At 52.2% G+C, this 24,590-nt stretch carries 16 protein-coding genes and 2 pseudogenes; 9 read left to right on the forward strand and 9 right to left on the reverse strand.

Annotated features, from left to right (window positions below):
- Together AACY50_RS25840 and AACY50_RS25845 are read left to right on the forward strand one after the other, a co-directional pair.
- The coding region (locus AACY50_RS25840) for a hypothetical protein (protein WP_339539461.1) at positions 1-180 on the forward strand (180 nt) is incomplete at its 5' end.
- A 425-nt stretch (positions 181-605) separates the two neighbouring features.
- Positions 606-797 (forward strand): annotated as a pseudogene (locus AACY50_RS25845) (transposase domain-containing protein); the annotation flags it as partial.
- A gap of 197 nt (positions 798-994) precedes the next feature.
- Here AACY50_RS25845 and AACY50_RS25850 read toward each other — a convergent pair.
- Positions 995-3,508, reverse strand: a complete 2,514-nt coding sequence (locus tag AACY50_RS25850) for a CoA transferase (RefSeq protein WP_339465001.1) — start codon at positions 3,506-3,508, stop codon at positions 995-997.
- Between the two features lie 474 nt (positions 3,509-3,982).
- On the opposite strand from AACY50_RS25850, the gene AACY50_RS25855 reads away from it, so the two are divergent.
- From AACY50_RS25855 to AACY50_RS25865, 3 genes are all read left to right on the forward strand, one after another.
- The gene (locus AACY50_RS25855; protein ID WP_339420482.1) at positions 3,983-5,140 is read left to right on the forward strand and encodes an iron-containing alcohol dehydrogenase; all 1,158 of its coding nucleotides are present in this window, start codon (positions 3,983-3,985) and stop codon (positions 5,138-5,140) included.
- Positions 5,141-5,198: 58 nt separating this feature from the next.
- Complete coding sequence (locus tag AACY50_RS25860; protein ID WP_339420481.1) at positions 5,199-6,695, forward strand: CoA-acylating methylmalonate-semialdehyde dehydrogenase; 1,497 nt, start codon at positions 5,199-5,201, stop codon at positions 6,693-6,695.
- 165 nt (positions 6,696-6,860) lie between these two features.
- Positions 6,861-7,787: a LysR substrate-binding domain-containing protein gene (locus tag AACY50_RS25865; protein ID WP_339420480.1), complete on the forward strand. Its 927-nt coding sequence runs from the start codon at positions 6,861-6,863 to the stop codon at positions 7,785-7,787.
- Here AACY50_RS25865 and AACY50_RS25870 read toward each other — a convergent pair.
- A complete protein-coding gene (locus AACY50_RS25870; protein WP_339420479.1) occupies positions 7,784-8,737 on the reverse strand; it encodes a LysR substrate-binding domain-containing protein in 954 nt (317 codons plus the stop codon). The genes AACY50_RS25865 and AACY50_RS25870 overlap by 4 nt on opposite strands.
- Positions 8,738-8,905: 168 nt before the next feature.
- Here AACY50_RS25870 and AACY50_RS25875 point away from each other — a divergent pair, with 168 nt between their 5' ends.
- On the forward strand, positions 8,906-10,540 hold the full coding sequence (locus AACY50_RS25875) for a BCCT family transporter (protein WP_339420478.1): 1,635 nt from the start codon (positions 8,906-8,908) through the stop codon (positions 10,538-10,540).
- A 193-nt stretch (positions 10,541-10,733) separates the two neighbouring features.
- On the opposite strand, the gene AACY50_RS25880 is transcribed toward AACY50_RS25875, so the two are convergent.
- Positions 10,734-11,942 (reverse strand): MFS transporter, encoded by a 1,209-nt coding sequence (locus AACY50_RS25880; protein ID WP_339465004.1) that lies wholly within the window; start codon positions 11,940-11,942, stop codon positions 10,734-10,736.
- A 681-nt stretch (positions 11,943-12,623) separates the two neighbouring features.
- Here AACY50_RS25880 and AACY50_RS25885 point away from each other — a divergent pair.
- Positions 12,624-13,742, forward strand: a complete 1,119-nt coding sequence (locus AACY50_RS25885; RefSeq protein WP_339420476.1) for a mandelate racemase/muconate lactonizing enzyme family protein — start codon at positions 12,624-12,626, stop codon at positions 13,740-13,742.
- A 75-nt stretch (positions 13,743-13,817) separates the two neighbouring features.
- Here the strand turns inward: AACY50_RS25885 and AACY50_RS25890 are convergent, their stop codons facing one another.
- A complete protein-coding gene (locus tag AACY50_RS25890) occupies positions 13,818-14,732 on the reverse strand; it encodes a LysR family transcriptional regulator (RefSeq protein WP_339420475.1) in 915 nt (304 codons plus the stop codon).
- A gap of 429 nt (positions 14,733-15,161) precedes the next feature.
- Between AACY50_RS25890 and AACY50_RS25895 the strand changes: the two genes are divergently transcribed.
- Both AACY50_RS25895 and AACY50_RS25900 read left to right on the forward strand, forming a co-directional pair.
- On the forward strand, positions 15,162-16,805 hold the full coding sequence (locus tag AACY50_RS25895; protein ID WP_339428417.1) for a BCCT family transporter: 1,644 nt from the start codon (positions 15,162-15,164) through the stop codon (positions 16,803-16,805).
- On the forward strand, positions 16,802-17,923 hold the full coding sequence (locus AACY50_RS25900; protein WP_339539466.1) for a mandelate racemase/muconate lactonizing enzyme family protein: 1,122 nt from the start codon (positions 16,802-16,804) through the stop codon (positions 17,921-17,923). Before AACY50_RS25895 ends, AACY50_RS25900 begins: the two co-directional genes overlap by 4 nt.
- Before the next feature lie 202 nt (positions 17,924-18,125).
- Here AACY50_RS25900 and AACY50_RS25905 read toward each other — a convergent pair.
- The 5 genes and pseudogenes from AACY50_RS25905 to AACY50_RS25925 form a co-directional block, all read right to left on the reverse strand.
- Positions 18,126-19,770: pseudogene (locus tag AACY50_RS25905) on the reverse strand (acetolactate synthase large subunit).
- A 66-nt stretch (positions 19,771-19,836) separates the two neighbouring features.
- Positions 19,837-20,568 carry a transporter substrate-binding domain-containing protein gene (locus AACY50_RS25910; protein ID WP_339420471.1) on the reverse strand — a complete coding sequence of 244 codons (732 nt, stop codon included), beginning with the start codon at positions 20,566-20,568 and terminating at the stop codon, positions 19,837-19,839.
- A 30-nt stretch (positions 20,569-20,598) separates the two neighbouring features.
- Complete coding sequence (locus AACY50_RS25915; RefSeq protein ID WP_339420470.1) at positions 20,599-21,852, reverse strand: OprD family porin; 1,254 nt, start codon at positions 21,850-21,852, stop codon at positions 20,599-20,601.
- A 162-nt stretch (positions 21,853-22,014) separates the two neighbouring features.
- Positions 22,015-23,337, reverse strand: coding sequence for an MFS transporter (locus AACY50_RS25920; RefSeq protein WP_339539468.1), 1,323 nt, complete (start codon positions 23,335-23,337; stop codon positions 22,015-22,017).
- A 59-nt stretch (positions 23,338-23,396) separates the two neighbouring features.
- Complete coding sequence (locus tag AACY50_RS25925) at positions 23,397-24,449, reverse strand: lactonase family protein (protein WP_339420468.1); 1,053 nt, start codon at positions 24,447-24,449, stop codon at positions 23,397-23,399.
- Between the last annotated feature and the right edge of the window lie 141 nt (positions 24,450-24,590).

Below are 24,590 nucleotides of genomic sequence, written 5' to 3' on the forward strand. Positions count from 1 at the left end.
GTCTGGCCAGACAAGAAACTGGGAGCCGATGGGCACTGTGATGTTGAACCCGGATCGGCAGCAGCAGACCAAGAAAAGAGCGGCATAGTTAGACGGCGACGCGACAACAACCTTGAAAAACGCCGACGCTTACAATCATTCGATCCGCGTGCGTCCATTACTGGCCGCTCCCAAATATGACGTGATGCTTCGGCTACAAAATTCGTGAAACACAGGAGGAGGTTGTGTGGGCTGCTAGCAAGCCGAGAAGTCGTAGAGACCCTACTCGGTTAAATTCATCCAGCATGACGACGTGCACTGTTCGCCGCTGCACTTCGATACGAACACAAAGTTTAGAAGATCTCTTAGGCGCGAGACCCTTGGACGCTTTGGGATCAATGCCTTCAACCCCACCGAAAAACGAGCAGTCTTAGGCGCGAGCGTCGAGGCGCGTAATGCAACTGGTGTGATGCCGTTGTGGCAAGAGGTTGACGAGCGTAACGCTGGTATCAGAGACATTCGAAAGCTGAAGATCTCTTCGCGTTCACTTGTGAAATCATCGCCCCATATAAGCGTGCCAATCCTGTCGCCGGCACGCACTCTCTTCAGCAGGTATTCATGGCTCGCGCAAGAACTGGCTCTTCGCAAGATCACTGCGCAGCGGAAAACGGGCAGCGGCGGTCACGAGTTTGACCCCGTCGGAGCGACTCAGCGGGCATGATCCATATGCTTATTTGAAGGACGCCTTCACGCGCCTCCCGACGCAGCGGATAAGTGGGATTGCGGAGCTACTGCCCCATAGGTGGCGACTGGTTTAGTTGCGCAAGGCGGGGTGCCCGGACGCACACACTCGAAAGCTCTATGGTCATTTTTACCGCCTGTATTTTTGCAATTAGAGCATTTCCCGTGTTCCCCGATGCCGAGCTTGAACGCATACAACTTCACGCAAAAAAGGCCATGTGGGCGTGGACACATGGCCAAAAATTGATGCAGCTACGAGCGCGTGGATGATTGATTAGCTTGGCAGAAACTCCTCTGCCCATCCAAGGCTAGCAATACCCCGACGGACGAAATCATCGACTTCCGCCGGAGAGTATCCGATGCTGGCAAGCACGTCTTTGGTTGAATGCCCCCAGCGCTCAGGGAGAGATACCGCCGAGATTTTTGAATCCACTGGGCGGATTGCGTAGTGATCGATCTGTGTCAGGCAGTGGCCGCTTGGGTGGTTGCGGTGAATCGAGAATGCGAAGCTGCCGTTGTGGATACCAACGGTGTTGTCCCCTTCACGGGTGTATCGCTCACGGAGCTGCTCGATTGAATTCGGTACTGCGGCAGCGATATCCGCCTCGTGCAGGAGGTCAGCCCAGTATGCAGCTGGAGCAGTCAGGAATACCTCCTTCAAGAAGGCCGAGACATCTGAGGCTTTACCGATGCCTTCCAACCCTTCGATTTTTTCCAGCATCTCGATTTCTGCTGGCTTGCTGTCCAGATACAGCCACCCATCACTCGTCTGGTAGAAATGCGATAGAGCATTATAGCCCAGCACATTGCGACCCGAGGGCTCGTTGAAGGCGCCGCGCCCCGCATAGTCATAGGCAAACGAGATTTGCGCGAGGTTAGTAACAGCCGAGAGGGAGGTGCGCGAACGGGTGACTTTTCCGGTTTTGATCCGATGGTAGAGCTGGACAGCCATACCCAAGCCGGCAGCGAAACCACAGTTGACGTCCAGGGTGCCTAGGTGAGCGTGCTCTTCTGGCGTTTGTGGGCCACCGAAGCGACTCATGATTCCGCTGTGGGCCTGAATGATATCATCATAACCAATGAAGTTGGACTTCGGCCCTGGCAGCGGCCCACCTAAGCAATCGAGGCGACAGAACAGGACGTTGGGGTTGACGATACGCAGGCTCTCCTTATCCAGTCCCAGCTCTTTCAACTGACGCTCTGGAGCATTGATGACCACTATATCCACTGAGCTAACCAGGCGGTTGAAAGCGCCACGGCCTTCTGGACTGAGAATATCAACCAGAGCGCTTTGTTTGCCCATGCCTGTCTGGAAGGTAAACAGAGTGCCAATCAGTGGATCATAAAGAGGCTTAACCGGGTCGAGCTTGATGACTTCGGCACCGAAGCGCGCGAGAAACGCAGTTGAGTGCGGGCCAGCAATAACGTTGGTCAGGTCAAGGATCCGCAGCCCATCCAACCAGCCCTTTCCAACCTCGGACTTGGTTGCACTACCTATTGGGTAGGTAGCCGGATATTCAGCGGCAGCTTCTTTAAGCTCGACCACTGCCTGTTCGAAAGATATGTTCTTGCGAGGACGAGGCTTAACCATTTCGCCTGCGAACTCTTCAAGCCAAACGATCGGCCCAGGCTGTTTCATCAGGCCGTATTCAGGATCTTCAACCTCAACGATCAGACCAGCAGTATTGGTGTGCTCATGATTGACCCATTCTTGGGTGGTACGGTGAGGCGCACCTGGAATCTTGTTCTCACCGAAAATCTGACCCCACTCTTCCGAAGTTTTGGTGAGGAACGCTTTCTTCATCTTCGCCGAGATATGGTCTGCCCACTTCTTTGGCAGAGGGTATACGCCAATCGACGTCTCGCCATCCCACTCACTGATGGGTGAATGCAGATCGGATACTTCGGGTAGACCATCCGCCACGAGTTCATCGTAGATGCCGAGAACTTTCAACGCACGCTTGGCATGGTTACGGTGCGACGGGCATACGCAGTAAAACATCCGGTCGTCTGCACACAAATAGGTGCGGTAGAAAGGATCGAGATACTCCTGCAAATCCTCATAGCTGAGATTCATTGGAATGTTGTTGGCCTTGCGATGCTCAATTTCAAGCTCTCGCATCGTCTTATAGCGCTCAGGCAGACCGTCGATTACGTAGGAGTTATAGGACAGTCCTTCCATCAACGCGGCAACCACCGGCACCTCGATCTCATCACCATGGCCGGTACGTTCACGAGCTTGAAGAGCGAGTGCGACTGCGCTAGCAGCCAGAGTGGTAGCGTACGCAGAGCCCAGAGGCAGTGGTGAGAAGCTCGGGTTAAGACCCAGCAAAACACGGTTGAAGCCCATGTCAGTGAATGCGCCCGCAGTCGCGGCAACAACAGCCTCTGTAGCTTTCCATTCGCGACGCAGCGTGTCGTTGCTGGCAAAGCCTGGGATTGAGAGCGTGATCAGCTCCGGGCGGCTGGCGCGCAGCTCTTTAAAGTCGATGCCCAGATTTTTCATTACGTCCGGACGGAAGCTTTCCAGGACAATGTCAGCTTGAGCAATCAGATCATTCGCCTGCGCCAGACCGGCAGCGGTCTTGAGGTCAAGACGGATACAGCTTTTGTTGCGATTAAGCACAGCGTTCGCCGGGTTTTCCCACTGAGGGCCCTCAGGAGGGTCGATGTGCACCACTGTCGCACCAAGATCCGCCAAGATCATTGCAACGGCAGGGCCAGCGATCTGCTGACCGAAATCGACTACGCGAACGCCGGCAAGCGGCAATGGATTAGTCTGCTTCATTTCGTTTTATCCTTCTTAGAGGCAGTTTTAAAGTAGGTCTAATGACCTAGTTGTAGAGTCATGGCAGTGGACGAAAAGCAATATCAGTAACTATTGACACCTGATTTGACGACAAAAACTCTCGACAACTTTTTTTGGTATTCCCCCACCGTGTAATACCGATATTAGAAATCTCACAACAACCAATCCAGCAATATAAATTAGCCCTGAGGGTCAATTTTTATTATGGCTGCAGGCGATCTCTTGAAATAAACAACAGCAAACCTCTCGCAAGCCGCCCTCGACCCATAAAAAAAACAGGGAGTCAGGCTGACATTTTATTGCTTCACAAACTTATTCTCACACCCGAGAATCAATCACGACCCACCTGAGGTCGAAACAATTCATGCCGGCAGCCATGCCCAAATAATCTATGCGGCTATTGCGCAGAGACGGTGTCTTTTACTCCACCAGATAAATAAAACAGGAGCATTTATGGCTACCCCAGTAGTTCTGCCTCGCCTGATGTCCATCGGCGAAAATGCTTGTGAAGAAATTACGGCAGTTTTAGCAAGCCTAAATCTTCGCAAGCCCCTCGTAGTGACCGACAAGATGATGGTCAAGCTGGGCTATGCCGCCAGAATCGTAGAAGTGCTCTCCTCTACCGGCATCCATGCTGACGTATTCGATGACACCGTTCCCGAGCCCACTGTCGCATCGATCAGTGCAGGTGTGCGCTACGCCGGAGAAGGCGACTTTGACTGCATCATTGCGCTGGGTGGCGGCAGCCCTATCGACAGTGCGAAGGCTATCGGTGTGCTTGCCAAGCACGGCGGCCAAATGCGTGATTACAAGTTCCCACGAATCGTAAACGAAGCGGGACTGCCGCTGATTGCCGTCCCGACCACGGCGGGCACTGGCTCCGAGGTCACCCGATTCACAATCATCACTGATGAGTCGACTGACGAGAAAATGCTTTGTGTGGGATTGGCCTTTATGCCAGTTGCCGCCCTGATCGATTATACGCTGACGCTGAGCCTCCCAGGACGCATCACGGCTGACACAGGCATTGACGCCCTCACCCACGCCATGGAGGCATACGTCAGTAAAAAGGCAAACGCTTACAGCGACACTCAGGCTCTGGCTGCGATGCGATTAATCGGGCCCAATCTTCGAACCGTCTATCGCACCGGAGCCGATAAGAAGGCACGTGAAGCGATGATGCTCGGCTCAACGCTCGCGGGGATGGCCTTCTCCAACGCATCAGTAGCTTTAGTGCATGGCATGAGCCGCCCTATTGGCGCTTTTTTCCATGTTCCCCACGGATTGTCCAACGCGATGCTGCTGCCGGCCGTGACCGAATTTTCGATCCCTGCAGCACCTGAGCGCTATGCCGAATGTGCTCGCGCAATGGGCTTGGCCACCCTCCAGGACAGCGATGCCACGGCCAACGAAAAGCTGCTGCGCGAGCTCAAAGCAATCAATGAGGATTTGAACGTCCCCAGCCCGGCAGAGTTTGGAATTGATAAAGCGCAGTTCATGGACAAGATCGAAACCATGGCACAGCAGGCCTTGGCCTCTGGATCGCCGGGGAATAACCCTCGCGTCCCGACCACCGACCAAATGGCTGAGCTCTATCGCAAGCTTTGGTAGTTGAACGCCATACCGTTAAACGCTGTTATCCAACATTACAATAATCAGGAAACATGAAATGGAAACTGTAGGACACCTCATTAGTGGCGAGCGCCTGGACGCTGGACAGCGTTTTCAGGATGTATTCAACCCTGCGACTGGACAAGTTACCAAGCGCGTGGCGCTGGCCTCCAAGGTGACTGTTGAACAAGCCATCTCCGCAGCTCAGGCAGCCTTCCCTGCCTGGCGCAATACCCCTCCTATCAAGCGGGCTCGCGTCATGTTCCGCTTCAAGGAACTCCTGGAGCAGAATGCTGCGAAAATTTGCCAACTCATTGGCGAAGAGCACGGCAAGATTTCGCACGACGCCATGGGGGAATTGCAGCGCGGCATCGAAAACGTCGAGTACGCTTGCGGTGCTCCTGAGTTTTTGAAAGGAGAACACAGCAAAAACGTAGGCCCTGACATCGATTGCTGGAGCGAGTTCCAGCCGCTGGGTGTGGTGGCTGGCATCACCCCATTCAACTTCCCAGTGATGGTGCCGCTCTGGATGTTCCCGATGGCAATTGTCTGCGGGAATTGCTTTATCCTCAAACCATCCGAACGCGATCCAAGCTCGACCTTGTTCATCGCTCAGATGCTGCAGGAAGCAGGTCTTCCAAACGGTGTCATGAACGTAGTCAACGGGGATAAAGAAGCTGTTGACACTCTGTTAAACGACTCGCGGATTGAGGCAGTAAGTTTCGTAGGCTCAACGCCAATTGCCGAATACATCTACAAGCTCGCTACCGCGAATGGGAAACGTTGCCAAGCATTGGGCGGGGCGAAAAACCACGCAATCGTAATGCCGGATGCGGACATGGATAACGCGGTGAACCAGCTCTTAGGGGCAGCTTTCGGCTCATCCGGCGAACGCTGCATGGCACTGTCGGTTGCCGTTGCAGTAGGAGCAGGTACCGCACAAGCCCTTGTTGAAAAGATGCGCACCGCCATGGCTGCGCTTAAAGTCGGCGCCTATTCAGATGCCAGCAACGACTTTGGCCCCGTTATCACCCGTCAGCACAAGGATAAGGTTGTCGGGTACATCGACAGTGCGGAGGCCGACGGTGCCCGGATCATCGTAGATGGTCGAAATGCTGAAGTCGCGGGATACGAGAGCGGCTTCTTTGTGGGTGGCACCCTGATCGATGGCGTAAAACCGACGATGCAGAGCTACCAGGAGGAGATCTTCGGGCCGGTGCTTCAGGTGATTCAGGTCGACTCAATGCAGGAAGCGATGAATCTCATTGATAACCATGAATACGGCAATGGGACGTGTATTTTCACGCGCGACGGCGAGGCAGCGCGTTACTTCACCGACAACATCAAAGTGGGTATGGTGGGCGTAAACGTCCCATTGCCGGTACCAGTTGCGTATCACAGTTTCGGCGGTTGGAAGCGCTCTCTGTTCGGCGACCTCCATGCTTATGGCCCGGATGGCGTGCGGTTTTATACCCGTCGCAAAATGATCACCCAGCGCTGGCCATCGGCAGGTGTTCGTGAAGGAGCCTCATTCTCAATGCCTACATTGAAATAACGGCCCCGAATGGGCATGTAAACCCTCAAGTTTTCATGCCCCGAGGCGTTCACGCTATCGCCTCATATGATCATTTACATCTATAGACGCTACATACTATTATTGAGCGGGCGATGGCGATAACCATCACCCGCTCAACAATGCTATATGAAGAGCGATCTATAAGTGAATAAAAAACGCCTTCCTCCGCTGAATTGGCTGCGCTCGTTCGAGGCCTCTGCACGCCACTTAAATTTCACCTTAGCTGCCGAAGAACTAAACTTGACACAGGCTGCTATCAGCCAACAGATTAAAGGTTTGGAGTCACAACTTGGAATGACGCTTTTCAAGCGTCTAGCGCGCCGACTAGAATTGACCGAAGCGGGGCGCGCTTATATGCCTGCAGTTCATGAAGCTATCGAACGTCTTGCTGCTGCCACCGATGAAATTTTTGGCGAAGGACGTGCAAAGGTCATTACCACCAGGGTGAACCTTGTTTTCTTTACGACTTGGCTAGCTGCGAGACTAGAACGGTTTACCAGCGTTTATCCTTCAGTAAACCTGCATTTCAGCAGTAACATCTGGCTGGAGGAGCAGGATAAAGAAGTGGATATTGATATTCGATACGGCAAAGGAAATTGGCCGGGCTATAAGTCATACAGACTGACGTGGGATGAGCTTATTCCAGTATGCAGCCCCAAGCTAATAATTACCGATCCTAACTTAGACTTCAATATAGAGAAAATACTAGCAGAACATGGACTACTCCATGTCATCGGATATGAAGAAGGATGGGGTTATTGGCTAAAGCAAACAGGAATTTCCTGCGTTCCACCTTCGAAAGGGATGCAATTTGACACGCTTATAACAGCGTTGGAAATGGCTGTTCTCGGACACGGTTTTGCATTAGGACGAACATCACTTGTAGCTACGCTGCTGACTGAAGGCAAACTCGTCGCTCCGTTCACTCAACGTGTACCCACCTCCGAAGCGTTCTACGCTGTCCTTCCAGAACATCAATATGCCAGCCCTCAATCCCAAGCATTTATAGACTGGTTACTTAAGGAAGCCGGTCTTTCAAAAAAGGAATCCACCCAGTTATTAGATGGCTAAGTGGATTCCTCCCCAAGCCGGTCTTCTGCGCCTTCGGTGAGGCGGGCCTCCTCCTTTAACCAAGCGACAAATTGCTGGGCCACATCACTCAAACGATCGGATTTCCTCGTCAAAAGGTAGTAACCCATTGGGTGTCGCATCTTCATCTCAGGAAATGGAATGATTAAATCACCATTCTTTAGAGGTCTCTGGATAAGCTCCAAGCCACACAGAGCAACGCCCAAACCTTCAATCGCAAGCTCTGTCAGCACGTTGGAGTCACTGACTAGATGCCCCCCTTCAATTTTGATTGGGACGCCTGGGTAGGTTCGCCCCCAATTAATCCAATCGTCAACGCTACGATCATGAAGCAATGGATGGTGGATCAAGTTGAGCGGGTCGATTAAAGGATTTTCACATTCAAGCAAAGCAGGTGAACAAACAGGAACGTAATTCAAACCTAACAGATAATCCGCACGAAATCCCGACCAGTCAGCCTTGCCCCATTTTATTGCTAAATCGATGTCTCCCGAGAATTCAACGCGCTTCGATGTCAGCGTTTGCTGAATATCTAAGCCAGGGTAGTTATTTGTGAATTTGCGCAATCTCGGCGTCAGCCAGAATGCACTTAAAACAGGTTCCGCTTCTATATGCAAGGCCAACCGACCTTGCTTTCGCGCGCAGCGATCAAATGCTTTCACCAGCTCTTCAAAAGGGCCGCTTGTCTCATTTAGCAGATCTTTACCCGCAGCCGTAAGCGTCACTGAACGAGTGGTGCGAATTAGTAATTGAGCATTCAACGCCTCCTCCAGCTTTACTATTTTTTGACTGATCGCAGACTGAGAGAGGTGCAAAATTTTAGCGGCATGCGTGAAGCTGCCTTGCTCTGCGACCGTTTTGAATGCCAACAATAGAGTGAAATGCGGGAGTCGCGTTGAAACAGACTGTGAGACTGGGCCATTGATAAGCATTTCTTATAATCTCATTAACAAAACGCGATTCAGTGTTGACAACTAAACTGTTTATATTGCGCTTAGCCCTATGGCTAAGGTCTACCAATAATCATAATAGCAGGTCTTCAGAAATGAGAATTCTATCTCCCTCGCTTCGTGTCCGCCACACACTTTCAGGAGGTCGCCATGAAGCCTGAAATTATCGAAACATCCCGCCCTTCTATCGACTGGACACTCATCTTAACCTGTTTGGCCATTGTCTCCACAGCCGTTATTTTTCTAACAGCCTATCCAGATCAAGCCAAGGCCTCCGCAGATCAACTGTTTTCAGCGGCAACAATGACATTTGGATCCATCGTCCAAATTGTTGGCTTTGTTTGCGTCGTTCTTATTATTGGTCTGGCCATGACCAAGTACGGAAGCATCAAGCTTGGCGATGGACTTCCCGAGTACAAGAATGTGAGCTGGATATTCATGTTTATTTGTGCCGGGCTAGGCTCAGCCACCATGTATTGGGCATTCATGGAATGGTCTTACTATTATCTAACTCCGGGACTTGGGATTACCGGGTCGACTCAGCAAGCCCTAGAGTACAGCATCGCATATTCCTTTTTTCACTGGGGCGTTACGCCATGGTCGATCTACGGAATCGCCTCGCTGGCCATGGCCTATCACTTTCACGTACGACGCAACAAAGGCTTGAGCTTGGCAGCCGTTGTTGAGTCTATGACGGGGTTTAAGGCACGCGGGCCGGTGGGTCGTGTAATTGATTTGATATTCTTGTTCTCCACGTTTGGCGGGCTAGTCCTGACAACTACGCTTACCACATCTACTGTTGCGAAAGGGATCGCTGACCTCACCGGCATCACTGATGGTTTCGGGCTCAAAGCTTCGATTGTCATCATGGTCACGATGGTCTTTTCACTGAGCTCCTACATCGGCATCTCCTCTGGCATGCAGCATTTGGCGAAGGTCGCTTGCGGTATGACGCTGGGGTTTGGATTAATCGTCCTGTTTCTCGGCCCGACCGAATTCATCATCAACAACTTCACAAATGCGGCGGGCATTGCATTACAGAATTTCGTGCAAATGAGCTTGCATACCGACCCTGTAGGCGGGAGTGATTTTGCTCGTAGTTGGACGGCCTTCTATTGGCTTTACTGGATCACCTACACGCCTGGGATGGCAATCTTTGTCACTCGTATTTCACGTGGCAGAACCATACGGGAAGTGATCATGGCAATGGTCTTAGGTGGTTGCGGTGGATGCTGGTTCTTCTTCGGTAGCCTGCAGAGTTTCGCTATTCACCAGTTCATCACTGGCGTTGTTGACGCTCCCGCAATGCTCAGTGGTGCAGGCGGCGAAGCTGCGGTTTCGATGCTCCTACACTCCTTGCCAATGGGTAATGTGCTATCTGTCGTGTACCTCCTTCTGATGCTTATTTTCCTTGCATCGCACCTCGATGCAGTGGCGTATACAGTGGCTGCGACTAGCACCAAAAACCTGAAAGAAGGCGATGATCCAACACCTAACCTTCGCCTGTTCTGGTGTTTATTACTCGCTGCGCTGCCGCTTTCCATGCTCTATATCAACGCTCCGCTGAGCACCCTGAAAACAGCGGTCATTCTCACTGCCATTCCATTTATCGCAGTCCTGGCGGTGAAAATTTGGGGGCTGATGAGATGGTTGAAAGAAGACTATTCACATATGTCTGCTGAGGCCATCGTGGCACAAGGGCGTGCACTGACAAAAGCACACCCACAAACGCCAATTTTTCCTCGCTCGACACAACACGCTCCAGCAATGGAAACTTTGGTCTAGAATCTCCAAGACTTGAAAAGTTGGCTGCTTGGATCTCCGCGCAGCCAACGCGTCAACCTTGCTGACACATGTAAATTTTATCTAGCAAACAGCCCCCAACTGTAATCCAGCCAAGCCCATATGCAGGTATCCCTGCCAGCTGATGATAAGCATCACCGCAAGCAACACGATCGTTAGCCAAACCATTCGCACCTCAACATACCTCCCCCGCCCTAGGCCTTCGTTCGACCGGAGACTCAGTAATTGGCCAATGTAATACAGTTGCTATAACGCTCAACACGATCGAGATGTACCAGACGAGGTCGTAGCTGCCGGTGCGGTCATATACAAGCCCTCCGAGCCATCCACCGAAGAAAGCGCCAACCTGGTGGAAGAAATAGACGATGCCCCCGAGCATGGACAGATTTCTCACACCAAAAACTGAAGCGATGGTTCCATTGGTAAGAGGCACGGTAGAGAGCCACAAAAAGCCTATAGCAATTGAGAAACAATAAACTGAAAGCTTAGTCACTGGCACTGCAATAAAGCAGGCAATAACGATTGCCCTTAATGCATACAACATCGTTAGCAACCTCGGCTTCGAATATCGAGCGCCGAAAATCCCTGCGGTATAGGTTCCGAAGATATTGAATAAGCCGATAAGGGCCAAGGCCGCCGTGCCAGTTCCGACATCAAGGTGTTGATCAATGATATAGGAGGGCAAGTGTATTCCAATGAAAACCACCTGAAACCCGCATACGAAAAAGCCTGCTGACAGCAGGATGAACCCTCGATGGGCCACGCACTCTTGCAACGCTTGGCCGGCAGTTTGGGTATCTGCCGTCCTAACAAGCGGTCGGTCTTTAAGCATTCCTACCAGCGGCAGAATCAAAGCGACCAAGCCTGCCAGGATGATTAATGCAGACTGCCACCCAAATTGCTGGATTAACTCAAGAGTGCCGGGAAGCATGACAAATTGCCCAAGTGAGCCAGCGGCACTAGCTAACCCCATTCCCATGCTGCGACTCTGAATCGGCAATGCTCTTCCTATTACCCCTAGAATTACTGAGAAAGTAGTGCCTGACAGGCCAATACCCACCAGAACGCCAGCACTCATCAGCAGCATAGATGAACTGGTCGCGGTACTCATAAGAACTAGCCCACAGGCGTACAGAAACCCGCCACCAGCGATTACCTTGCCCGCTCCATATCGATCGGCCAACGCCCCACTGAAAGGCTGGGCGATACCCCAAATTAGGTTCTGAAACGCAATCGCGAATGCAAAAATCTCCCTTCCCCACCCAAACGATAGGGACATGGGGGCCAGGAATAATCCAAATCCGTGCCTGACCCCTAATGACAACGCGAGAATAAACGCACTACCTATCAACAACCACTTATAATGCGAGAAATTAAATACCATCACTCACTCCAGCTTTAGTTTTATAAAAACCAACACCCCGCCGCCTGCAACAATTTAATAACTAAATATTAAGCATTCGCGCCAAATACACATTTGGCCTGCAGTCATAATTTTTAATCCGTGCGCTTCAGCGACCTGAGGTGATAGTTCGACATGCTATCACTGGAAATAAACGCCCCACCTACAATAAAAGTATGGCCTCATGCACCGTTTTACTTATAGATACACCAAAGCAAAACTAAGCGCTCACTGCCAGCCAGTGCGGGCTGACACGGCTTAGTCTCGGATAAGCTACGAATGGTGCAGCGACTTGACCACTAATAAGCCACACTAATAAACGGATCACAAAATATTGATTCCACAACTTGGCTCAAATCATTAGATTCTTGAAAGCAACCCGCAACCAGCGTCACCCACATAATTAATACTAACTGGGGACTAAACTTGAACATTTTGAAGCTGCCAGCGACACACGCTTGCTCGAACAAAAGCTCGCAATCAATCGCAAGGATAACTTCTTTGAATTTTAGTTTAGCAACTAAAAAACTGACATCAAGAGCAAGACTAGATGTTCAGATATGTGCAGGGATGACGATTTTATCACGCTTGTACTTGGCTGCTTTTCAAAATGAATCCCCGAAAGCTCATTTTCATTTAACAAAGTTGCGTAAGGTATAAGGCATGAACCGTCTCACTGTTTCAAAAATTGAAGTTTATGTTTGTCGTCCTAACCAACCTGGTTCGACCTGGACACCAGAACAACCTGATCCATTCACGACACACACCTTCGTGCGCGTTCACACCACTGACGGCTTCGTGGGCTTCGCTGCAACCGATTCCTACACCACGCACTGCGTTGATACGGTCTTGCTTGAAACGCTCAAGGACATGATTCCCGAAGTGATTGGCAAATCAGCTCTGGATCGCGTGGCCCTATGGAGTCACCTAAAGCCAAAAGCTTATGCTCGATCCGCTCAGGCCCTGGCGCTGATCGATGTTGCTCTGTGGGACTTGGCAGCGAAAGCGGCGGAAAAGCCCCTCTATCAACTATTGGGGGCGTCACGGACTTCGATTCCAGCCTATGCCAGTACACCTGTTCTAGCATCGCCAGAGGCGTATGTCGACTATGTGAGCCAGTGGGTTGAACAGGGTTTCCAGGCGCTTAAATTCCATTGTTGGTGCCAGCCAGAGAAAGACCTGAAAATGATCAATCTTGTACACCGAGCTCACGGTGATAAAGGCTTGGCCTTGATGCTCGATGTTGAGCAACGCTACGACTTGGCTGGCGCCATGGATGTAGGTCAGGTATTAAGCGAGCTAAAGTATGAGTGGTTTGAGGCTCCATTGGATGATTACGACCTGAGTGGTTATAGGACACTTTCGAGAGACTTGGCTGTGCCTGTTTTGCCTGCGGGCAATGCTATCACTGACCCCTTCCTAGTTGAATTTGGTATGCGTGAAAATTGCTGGTCGCGCGTAAGGGTTGATGTCATGACTTGCGGAGGCATTACTCCCGCTCAAGCCATTATGCGCAAAGCCGCTGCGCGTGGAGTCCAGGTAGAGCTTCAGAGCTGGGGCCACTCACTGGCGCAAGCGGCAAACCTTCACTTGATGCTCAGCCAGCCAAACTGCAATTTTTTTGAGCAGGCATGTGAGTACGAGCTCTTTGAGTTTGCAACGCATAACCCAATCCGAGCCAATACATCAGGATTAGTTACTGCTCCCGATGGATACGGCCTCGGGCTCGAAATTGATTGGGAGGAAATCCGTGCCACTACGTACGCCATGTTCGTAGGCTGAGTACTCCGGCCAGTATGTAAAGCCCGCACGAACGGATCGCGGGCTTTCTCTCCCAGCTTTCCCTGCATGAATCGCTCAGATCGTATCTTCAGTGCCACCTCGGTATTTTTTGACCTCGGACTTCAGCCATTCGATGAACTGAATCGCCCTCGCGCTGGGTGGAGGTGTCGCGCGAGTGAGGATATAGTAGGCCATGTTGTGAGGCATGCTCATCTCAGGAAACGGTAACACCAGAACCCCCTCCTTCAACGGCTTCTCACACAGCTCCATCGCGCACAATGCCACTCCATGCCCTTCGATCGCCATGTGCATTAACACGTTGGCATCGTTGACCACATGCCCTTCGTTCGGATTTACGTCCTCAATATCAAAAACTTTGAGCCAGGTTGTCCAGTCGCCTCTGTCTCGATCATGGAGAAGCGGCAGTGAGTTCAACTGGCTCGGTGAGGTGAGTCTGTCTCGCCCTTCAATCAACGCAGGTGAACACATGGGAATGTAATTCAGCCCAAGCAGATATTCGGAGACGTAACCCGGACGCTTACCTGTTCCCCATTTGATAGCGAACTGGGTGTCGGGTGAAAATTCCAGATTCTGTGTTGTCAGCCTTTGCTGAAAATAAATGGCTCCAAAACATTCCGTAAAAGACTTAAGCCTGGGCGTTATCCAGATAGAACTCAACACAGGTTCACATTCGAAATGCAGCACTGGAATCTTGTTAGGCCTGGAGAATTTTTCGAAGGCCTGAATAAGGCTCGTCAAAGGCGAAGAAATTTCAATCAGTAACTGAGCCCCATCTTCTGTGAGTTCGGTACTTCGAGTTGAGCGAACGAAAAGAGGAACGCCAACAACCTCTTCCAGTTTCACAACTTGCTGACTCACCGCAGATTGCGTCAAGTGGAGTGTTTCAGCTGCGCGACTAAAGCTTCTTTGATCGGCAACTGTTTTAAAAGCTTGGAGCAAATTCAGGTGGGGCAATCGAGTCATAGTCATATTTTTATTCCTGCTTCAGTGCACATCGACGCTGTTCAAGGATTCGCACCTGCGTCACCAATGATGACATCCGCACGGCAGTTAGCATCCACAATAACTCCACTGCCCCTCGCCCGTCGCTCACGAGTTCTGCTCTGGCGGGCGTTTTTTTTGGGGGTGAACACCATCTCAGTGAGATGGCCTTGAGCGGTAAGATTATGAGATGAAGTTAATTGATTACAACCTGTAATTAAGCCATCACAAAATTTCGTTGTCCCGGTTAAAGGGCTGAGACGTACATTGCGACTACCTTGCTGAGGACGGGCTTAATGCCTCGTTTGAGTGCCGGCTAACAACATAATTACAAGAGTCAAAACATCATGCACACGCTACCCCCCGCTGTTTGTAACATGCACCCCGCGAGTACCCTTTTTTTGTCAGGAGGTCGCCATGCAGGTTAAAAGTCGCGTCCATCAGGACTCAGGATCTGAGGCCCCTACTCAGGACTTCATACTGATTCTGATCAGCATCGTCGTGATTGCCACCATTGCAACCGGTTTGATGATGTATCCGACTGAAGCCCAAGCGCTGGCAAGTCAGCTCTTCACCTCCGCAACGTCAACCTTTGGGGCAGTTGTACAGTTCACAGGATTCGCATGTGTTGTCCTGATCCTAGGACTGGCATTGAGCAAGTACGGAAATATCCGGCTAGGAGAAGGCAAACCGGAATACACCACCACCAGTTGGGTCTTCATGTTCATCTGTGCAGGACTAGGTTCTGCCACCATGTACTGGGCTTTCATGGAGTGGGCTTACTACTACCTTACTCCCGGTTTAGGCGTCGCTGCCGCGAGCAAAGAAGCGCTCGATCTAAGCATCGCTTACTCTTTCTTCCATTGGGGTGTCACACCTTGGTCGATCTATGGCATCGCTTCGCTAGCGATGGCTTATCATTTTCATGTACGCAAGAACAAAGGACTGAGCCTCGCCGGCATCCTTGAAGCCATAACCGGACTAAAGGCTCAAGGCCCAGTGGGACGGATGGTTGACCTACTGTTTCTGTTCGCGACTTTTGGTGGGCTGATTCTGACCACTACGTTGACCACCTCTACCGTCTCGAAAGGAATTTCTGAACTGGTTGGTATCAACGACGGGTTTGCGTTGAAGGCCAGCCTGGTTTTGTTGGTGACCGTAGTCTTCTCCATGAGCTCGTACATCGGCATCAGCTCAGGAATGCAGCGCTTGGCCAAGATGGCTTGCGGTATGACGCTCCTTTTCGGCCTGATAGTCCTGCTACTCGGCCCTACAACGTACACTCTCAACAACGCCGTCAACGCGATCGGTCTCGTCCTCCACGATTTCGTGCGCATGAGCTTGTATACCGAACCCAATGGCACCGGTGAATTTTCCCGTGGGTGGACAGTGTTCTATTGGCTTTACTGGATCACCTACACCCCAGGAGTTGCAATCTTCGTAACCCGAGTGTCCAAGGGACGCAAGATCAAGGAAGTCGTCGCTGCGATGATCCTCGGTGGCTGCGGTGGCTGCTGGATGTTTTTTGGTAGCCTGCAGAGTTTCGCGATTCACCAATTTGTATCTGGTCTGGTTGATGCTCCGGCCATGCTCGATGGCGTGGGCGGAGAAGCCGCTGTTTCTCTTCTGCTGGCGAGCTTGCCGTTTGGCAAAATACTTTCTGCCCTGTACTTCCTTCTGATGCTGATTTTCCTCGCCTCTCACCTCGATGCTGTGGCTTACACCGTCGCCGCGACCAGCACCCGAAATCTGCGAGAAGGTGACGATCCCTCTCCAAACCTGCGGATGTTTTGGTGCGTTCTGCTGGCCGCGTTGCCGATGGCGATGCTTTACATCAACGCATCGCTGAGCACACTCAAAACGGCAGTGATCCTAAGCGCCATCCCATTTGTAGGCATCTTAATGGTGAAGATTTGGGGACTGTTCAAGTGGTTGCGCGAGGACTACAGCGCGATGCCTGGGTACCAGATTGAGGAGCAGGCTCAGCGCTTGGCACTCGGATCGGAGGTGCCAGCATTTGCGGAAATCCCTAAGGTCAAGACAGTGGAAGTTCCAACATGAAAATCATTGAGATAGAGACGATTTGGCTGCGCGTACCGCCACTAAATGAACCTTGCGAATGGGGCGAGGATGCGTTGATCGTGCGCATTCATACCGACACCGGATTGGTGGGAGTCGGTGAGACCGATAGCTCCCCTTCCGTAGTAAAAGCATTGATCGAAATGCCCGCTTCTCACGAAACCTGTCAAGGGTTGCGCCAACTATTGATCGGCGAAAATCCGCTGGAGATTGACAGGCTCTGGAAGAAGATGGTGCGGGGTTCTGAATACGTAGGGCGACGCGGTGCAGCGATTCACGCGATCAGTGCTTTGGACATCGCGTTATGGGATATCGCTGGTCAGCATTACGGTGTCCCGGTGCACACTCTGCTAGGTGGAAAGCACCGTGACCGCATAGCTGCCTACGGCACCTTTATCCCCAAACCAGATGAGATCGCCAATCGCCACATAGTGCGAGAGCTAATGGCTCAGGGGCTAAAATGCATCAAGCTCGGAGGCGGAGGTTTTGGTGAAGATCTGAGCGCGGACAAAGCCTTGCTCAAGGTAATCCGGGAGGAGATTGGAGAGGATGTCAAACTGCAGATCGATCTAGTTGGACGCTGGAGAAATTATGCAAACGCATTGACGCAATGCGACGCCTTACGTGACTTTAATCTGAATTGGATCGAAGAGCCCCTGCCATCTGATGACTCTGAAGGTCTGCTGCGTCTTTCTCAACAATGCGGTATACGTGTCTCTGGCGGTGAGGGGCTAGCGACTCGTCATGAGTTCAAAGCATTTCTGGCCGAGACGCGCCCGGCGATCGTGCAGCCTGATATCACACGCTGCGGTGGCATCAGCGAGATGCGTCATATCGACGAGCTCGCACGCCAATACGGCGCACAATTGGTGCCTCATGGCTTCAGCACTGGCATTTTGTTGGCTGCCACGGTGCATTTCATGGCGGCCAGCGAAGCAGGTGAACTTATTGAGTATTCTCAGAGCGATAGCCCGCTATTCCGCGACTTAGTGAAGAATCTGATACCTCTGCAAAATGGTTATGTTCGCGTCCCGGATAAGCCTGGTTTAGGTGTGGAGCTGGATGAGGAAGTCATTGATCGATATCGCGTGAGGTTCTGAGTAGCAATGTGATGAACAGCACTACCGACGAGCCTTGACTGACCGAATATTGAATTTGCTTCGAGTACAAAAGGGCTCAAAGGCCCTGTTGTATTGAAAAGTCGACGATAAGTCGGCAGTGATCCATGCTGCCGACCCAAGCGAGGTATGACCTTACATGCCATCTATGTCTCTAGGCGGAATGCCGCCTGCTCGCAATGATTCAAATGGCTGCGCTCCGCTCACGCAGTTCTATGTTCAGGATGCGGTCGTTCTCGGAGTAGTCGACCGGGCAATCAATCACATGCACGCCCGGCGTCTTGATGCAGTGCTCCAGCAGCGGGAGCAGGCCTTCGGCACTTTCCACGCGATGGCCATTGGCACCGTAAGCTTCGGCGTATTTGACGAAGTCCGGATTGCCGTAATCCAGGCCGAAATCGGTGAAGCCCATATTCGCCTGCTTCCAACGAATCATGCCGTAGCCATCGTCACGCAGGATCACTACGGTGATATGCATACCCAGGCGTACTGCTGTCTCCAGTTCCTGGCTGTTCATCATGAAGCCGCCATCACCACACACCGAGATTACCGGGCGATCAGGGTGAACAAGGTGTGCTGCCATACCCGACGGTAAACCAGCCCCCATGGTCGCTAGCGCGTTGTCCAGGAGCACGGTGTTCGGCTTGTGCGCCTTGTAGTTGCGGGCGAACCAGATTTTGTAAATTCCGTTGTCCAGCGCAACGATGCCGTCGGACGGCAGTACACGGCGAACGTCAGCCACCAAGCGCTGCGGGTAGATCGGAAAACGGTTGTCATCGCCTCCCTCAGCGATCTGTTCTTCGTTAGCATCACGGATTTCCAGCAGCCGGCTGAAATCCCAATGCGCGGTGTCGCTCAGCGCCTCGCCGATTTGCCACACAGCATTGGCAATGTCACCGATCACTTCGATCTGGGGGAAGTACACCGCATCAACTTCCGCTGAACGGAAGTTGATATGAACAACCTCTGTACCGCCACGCACCATGAGGAACGGTGGCTTCTCGATCACGTCGTGGCCAATGTTGATGATCAAGTCAGCAGATTCAATCGAGCGATGCACGAAGTCACCGGACGACAGAGCGGCGTTACCCAGGAACCGCGGATGGCGCTCGTCGACCACACCTTTGCCCAACTGAGTCGTGACGAACGGAATGCCTGTCTTATCGATTAGCTGCTGCAGAACCTTGGCCGTCATCTTGCGGTTTGCTCCTGCACCGATCACCAAGATGGGCCTGCGGGCCTTCTGCAGTTTCTCGACGGCGGCCACGACTGACTTGTGCTCGGCAAGCGGACGGCGGTGCATGCTCGACGGGATCGGCGTGCTGTCGGTTTGCTCAGCGGCAATGTCTTCCGGCAGCTCAAGATGAACAGCACCAGGCTTTTCTTCTTCTGCAAGACGAAAGGCCTCACGCATGCGCGCCGGGATGTTGTCCGCCGATGCGAACTGATGAGTGTACTTGGTGATGGGGGGTCATCATGTCGCAGACATCAATGATCTGGAACCGTCCCTGCTTGGACTTTTTTATCGGTTTTTGGCCGGTGATCATGAGCATCGGCATACCGCCCAGATAGGCGTATGCGCCGGCGGTTACCAAGTTGGTCGCGCCGGGCCCTAGGGTGGACAGACTTACGCCGGTCTTGCCAGTCAGGCGGCCATAGGTCGCAGCCATGAAGCCAGCGGACTGCTCGTGGCGCGTCAGCACCAGCTTGATCTGTGACTTACGCATAGATTCGAGCAGATCGAGATTTTCCTCACCGGGAATGCCGAATACGTATTTCACGCCTTCGTTTTCCAGACATTGCACGACGACATCTGCGGCCTTGGCCATTTTTCTACCTCAGTTACGATTGAGCGCTATGCGCATTTACAATTCAAAATGGCTAGATAAAGCTGTTCACGCCAAAGGTGCGACCGTTACATCGGTTTGGCCGTTATCGTTTAAAACAGCGCGCACGAAACCTTCGGCCTTCTTACGTTCGACAAAAGCACTGACATAGGCCGCTCCCGCTTCACGAGCTCGCGGAACGGCCATTGCTTGTCGAATTGATGTAAACGCGCCATCAAGGACACGATAAGAAGAGTCATCGGCTGCGACTTTTTCCAGTGGCTGTCTCACGCCTGCTGCTGCATCCAGAGACTGCTCGATGTACAGATCCACGGCACCGGCGGATGTTGCCGCACGTTCAAGCTGCGCATGCTTCAGCGTGCGGGAAAGAAACAGGTCATAAGCAGCACCTTTGCCCACCGCGATTTTCAGTCCTGACTGATCAAGATCTTGGACATGCTGATAGGACGAATCAGCGGCTACCAAATAAGTACCTTCGATGATGACGTAAGGTTCGCTGAACGCGATCTGCTCTTCGCGCACCGGCTCGATGGCCAGAAACGCCACATTCCATACGCCCTCTTCAAGCGCCGCAAACACCTTGCCCGCGGCGTCAAAAGTGATCATTTCCAACCTGACGTTCAACTCCTTGGCTAGTGCTTTAGCCAAGGCCACCGATACTCCTTGAGGTGAGCCGTCCGTCCCTTGTTGGGCTAAGACAGGATTACCGAAATTTATCGCGGCACGCAGGACACCTTCCGGAGCCAGATCTTGAAGCACAGCATGGTCGAGAAAGGTCATTTATTGCTCCTAATTTGAGTTCAGTAGACCTCACCAAATTGGCAAGGTGTAGGAAACGATCAGTCGATTTTCATCAATATCGCGAGCAAAGCTAGAGCGATAACTGGCGTTACGCCATTTGAAGCCGACGTTCTTGAGAGCACCGGTCTGCACCACATAACCAATGTCGGTATTGCGCTCCCATTCGCGTCCTTCCGAGGCAGATGTCTTGGCGTCCGCATGGTCGCCGCTGACGTAACGCGTCATAAAAGTCAGACCCGGTAGCCCCATCGCCGCGAAGTCGAAGTCGTAACGCAGTTGCCAGGAACGCTCACCTGGCTCAGCGAAGTCATTAATCTGAATGTAGTTGGTCAGGTACACGTCGGTACCGTTGATGTACGGAATGGATGTAGAGCCGTTCATCTTCTGCAAGCCGATTCCCAGGGCGTGCCCTCCAAGGGAGTAAGTGAACATGCCGTTTAGAGCACCGCTATCAATCTTTCCACCACGAGCTGCACCAGCGTCATCACTGAGCATGTAGCGCAGGTCGCTCTTCAATTTGCCGGGGCCAATTGCAAGGTTGTTCACCAGCCCGAAAAAACTCTGGCGGTAGACATCTTGAAGTTCTGCGTGCTGATAACTGACAGCGAGGGATTTATTGATCTGATAATCAGCACCACCGATCCAGTATTCATCGCCTTCTGCCGTAGTGGTGAACCGTCGATTGCGATTGTTCAGCGTGATGTTTTGCGCATCGGTCGAGTCGCGGTCGGTCACCCGGTTGAACCGAACCCCGGTCAGGGTTAGCCCATCGAACTCCTTCATCGTAACCATGCCCCCTTGAAACGTCTGAGGCAAAATCCGACCAGTGTTGGCTTGTAGAGTCGCCAACTTGGGGATGAACGTACCGTACTTGAACTCGGTTTTGGAGATCTTGGCCTTGACGGTCATGCCGAGGCGGCTGAATTCGTCCGCGGCATGGCCATCATCATGCGTCGGGAGAAGACCAGAACCAGTTCGATCAGGGCTTGAGTCCAGTTTAAGACCGAGCATTCCCATCGCATCCAACCCGAACCCTACCCTGCCATGAGTGTAGCCAGACCGATAATCCAGGAGAAATCCTTGAGCCCATTCCTCGCGCTTGTTCTGGCCTGCGCCGTCTCGAAAATCACGATTGAAGTAGTAGTTCGTAGTTTGCAACGACGCCTTACTATCATCAAGGAAGCCTTCAGCATTAACCATGCCAACTGCGAACCAAGGTGAAACTGTGACCAGAGTACGAATTACGTTTTTATTTTTATTCATGTTGGCTCCAAATAAAGCGCAGCAGAGCCCATCTAGGGGCGATGGGCCCGAAGTTCAGAATTTATAAGTTCACAGGATGAGCAAATTTCTTAAATTGGCTGTAACGCCATTCACACGCGACGCGAAGCAGCACTTTTGAGGGTGCTGCTGCACATATGTAACTTAGTGAGCCTCGCGGGTCACGGGACTGCCGGTTGGCGTGTCGTCTTTATTATTAACGCGCATCAGGATGGTCATTAGAAAACCGACCACCAGTAGCCCGCTCAGGAACAACAGGCCGGTGGCTGCACTATGACTATTTCCTTTTACCATGCCGATCAACGAAGGCCCGGCAAAACCACCCAGGTTGCCAATGGAGTTGATCACCGCAATGGAAACTGCGGCGGTGGTACGGTCGAGGAAAAGTGTCGGCAATGCCCAGAACGGCGATTTGAAGCTGTAAAGGCCAGACAGCGCGACGCAGATCATTGCTATAGCGAGGAAAGGATTTTGCAGCACGCCAGCACCGATCATGCCTATGGCCGCGATAAGCAACGGGATGGCGGAGTGCAGCTTACGTTCGTTGCGCTTATCGGAGCTTCGCGACCATACGATCATTGCCACCGTCGCAACAATGTAAGGCAGCATAGCGATCAGCCCAATCTGCGTGTGGGTCAAAGACTCCGAGAAGCTCTTGATGATCTGTGGCATCCAGTAGCCAATGCCCAAGCTCCCGCATTGATACACGAAATATATGAAGCTCAGGTACAGCACCTTGGGGTGGGTCATCGTCTTCAACACACTCAGACGCTTGACGTTTCTGCGGCTTTGACGATCACGCTCAAGTTCTTCGAGCAACCAGGTTTTCTCTTCAGGTTTGAGCCATTTAGCCTGTTCAGGTTTGTCCGTGAGGAAAAAATAGCAGGCAACACCTAGGAAGACGGCAGGAATACCTTCGAGAAACAGCATCCAGCGCCAGCCGCTCCAGTTGAACCAACTGATGTTGTCCATGATCCAGGTGCTCATCGGAGCGCCTATTATGTAGCTCACCGGGATAGCCGCAGTGAACAGCGCAACCGTGGTAGCCAGCTCTTTGGAGCGGAACCAAAAGGTCAGATAGACAATGATGCCTGGAAAGAAACCTGCCTCAGCCACGCCAAGAAAGAAGCGAAGGATGTATATCTGATTGGCGGTTTGTGCAAAGGCAGTCAGTGCAGCAATGGCCCCCCAAGTGACAAGAATTCGGGCAATCCAGACCCGGGCGCCGAATTTGTTTAGCATCACATTGCTGGGAACTTCGAACAGGAAATAGCCAATAAAAAAAATACCGGAAATAAAGCCGAAGGCCTCACTAGAGAGCGCCAGTTCTTTATTCATTTGCAAGGCCGCATAGCCGATATTGGCGCGGTCTAGATAGGACACGATGTAGAGCAGGAAAACGAACGGGATGATGCGCAGCGTAACCTTACGTACGATGGCAGCTTCTTCAGGCTTGTTATTATTCATGGCGACCTCTTCGGAACAGGCCCAGGCCTGCTCCCTTCATTATTGTAAGGCTCGACCGGTCAGGCCGAGAAAATCATGCAGACTGGGCTACCGGTTGAAACTGTAAAGCCCGTCTTTCTCAACGCACCGGTCTTGGCGTCCGTTGCCATTGAAATAATGGTGTCGCTGTCTTCATTGAGCGCGAACAGGAAACGCTCATTGGGTGTAAGGGCGAAAAAGCGCGGCGTCTTGCCGTCAGTGGGCATGAACTCTATGGGGCTAAGCATTCCGCTGCCCTGATCGATGGCGAACACCGCCACGCTGTCGTAGCCCCGGTTCGAGGCATAGAGGAAGCGGCCGCTGCGATCGATCTCGATCTCAGATGCACGGCTATTGCCGGTGAAGGTCGCAGGTAAAGACGGCAGTATCTGAATGGGTGAGAGCGCGCCGCTCTGGCCATTGAACCGATACGCGGTCACGCTTGAGTCAAGCTCGTTGACCACATACGCGAATGAGGCTTTGGGATGAAATGCCAAGTGGCGAGGCCCAGAGCCTTCCCGGCTAGTAACGAACGGTTGATCTGCCGGATACAGTTTGCCGTTGTCGAATTTGAAACTGAACACTCGATCCAGTCCTTTGTCGGGCACCAGCACGAACTGGCCGGACGGATCGAACGGATTGAAGTGGGGCTTGGAGAAAGGTTGCTCAAGGCGGTGTGGGCCCAGCGGCCCTTGCAGTTTGAGCAACTGGTTGACGCTACCCAGCGATCCGTCTTCAGCGATATTCATCACCGCCAATGATCCACCGATGTGGTTGGAAACCACAAGGAACCGCTGCGTCGGATCGAGTGCCAAGTGAACCGGGTTCTTCCCTTCACAACTCTGACGGTTGATAAATGCGAGTTTTCCGGTGGCCTCGTCAACGCTGAAAGCACTGACTTCGGTCATATCTCCATGCACCGTGTACAACCGATCGCCTGCCTTGTTAAGAGCAAGGAATGAAGGGTTGATCAGATCCTTTACGACCTGCACGAGGGACAGCGTGCCCTCCTCCTGATCTACCTTGTAAACCGTGATCCCTTCACCGCGTGCATTACGCTCCCGTGTAGTGCGCGACCCGACATAGGCGTACATAGGGGTATTTCTCCGAGACTCAGTATTGTTATTCAGTAGGCTCGCGGCCTGCGCGAGACCAGCGGGCAACAGAGCGCCAAGAACCGAAATTCCGGCTACAGCGCCCATTTGTTTGAGTACAGTGCGGCGGGTTGCGCCTTT

The organism is Pseudomonas sp. RA_15y_Pfl2_54, from assembly GCF_963971015.1.
Lineage (GTDB): Bacteria > Pseudomonadota > Gammaproteobacteria > Pseudomonadales > Pseudomonadaceae > Aquipseudomonas > Aquipseudomonas baetica_A.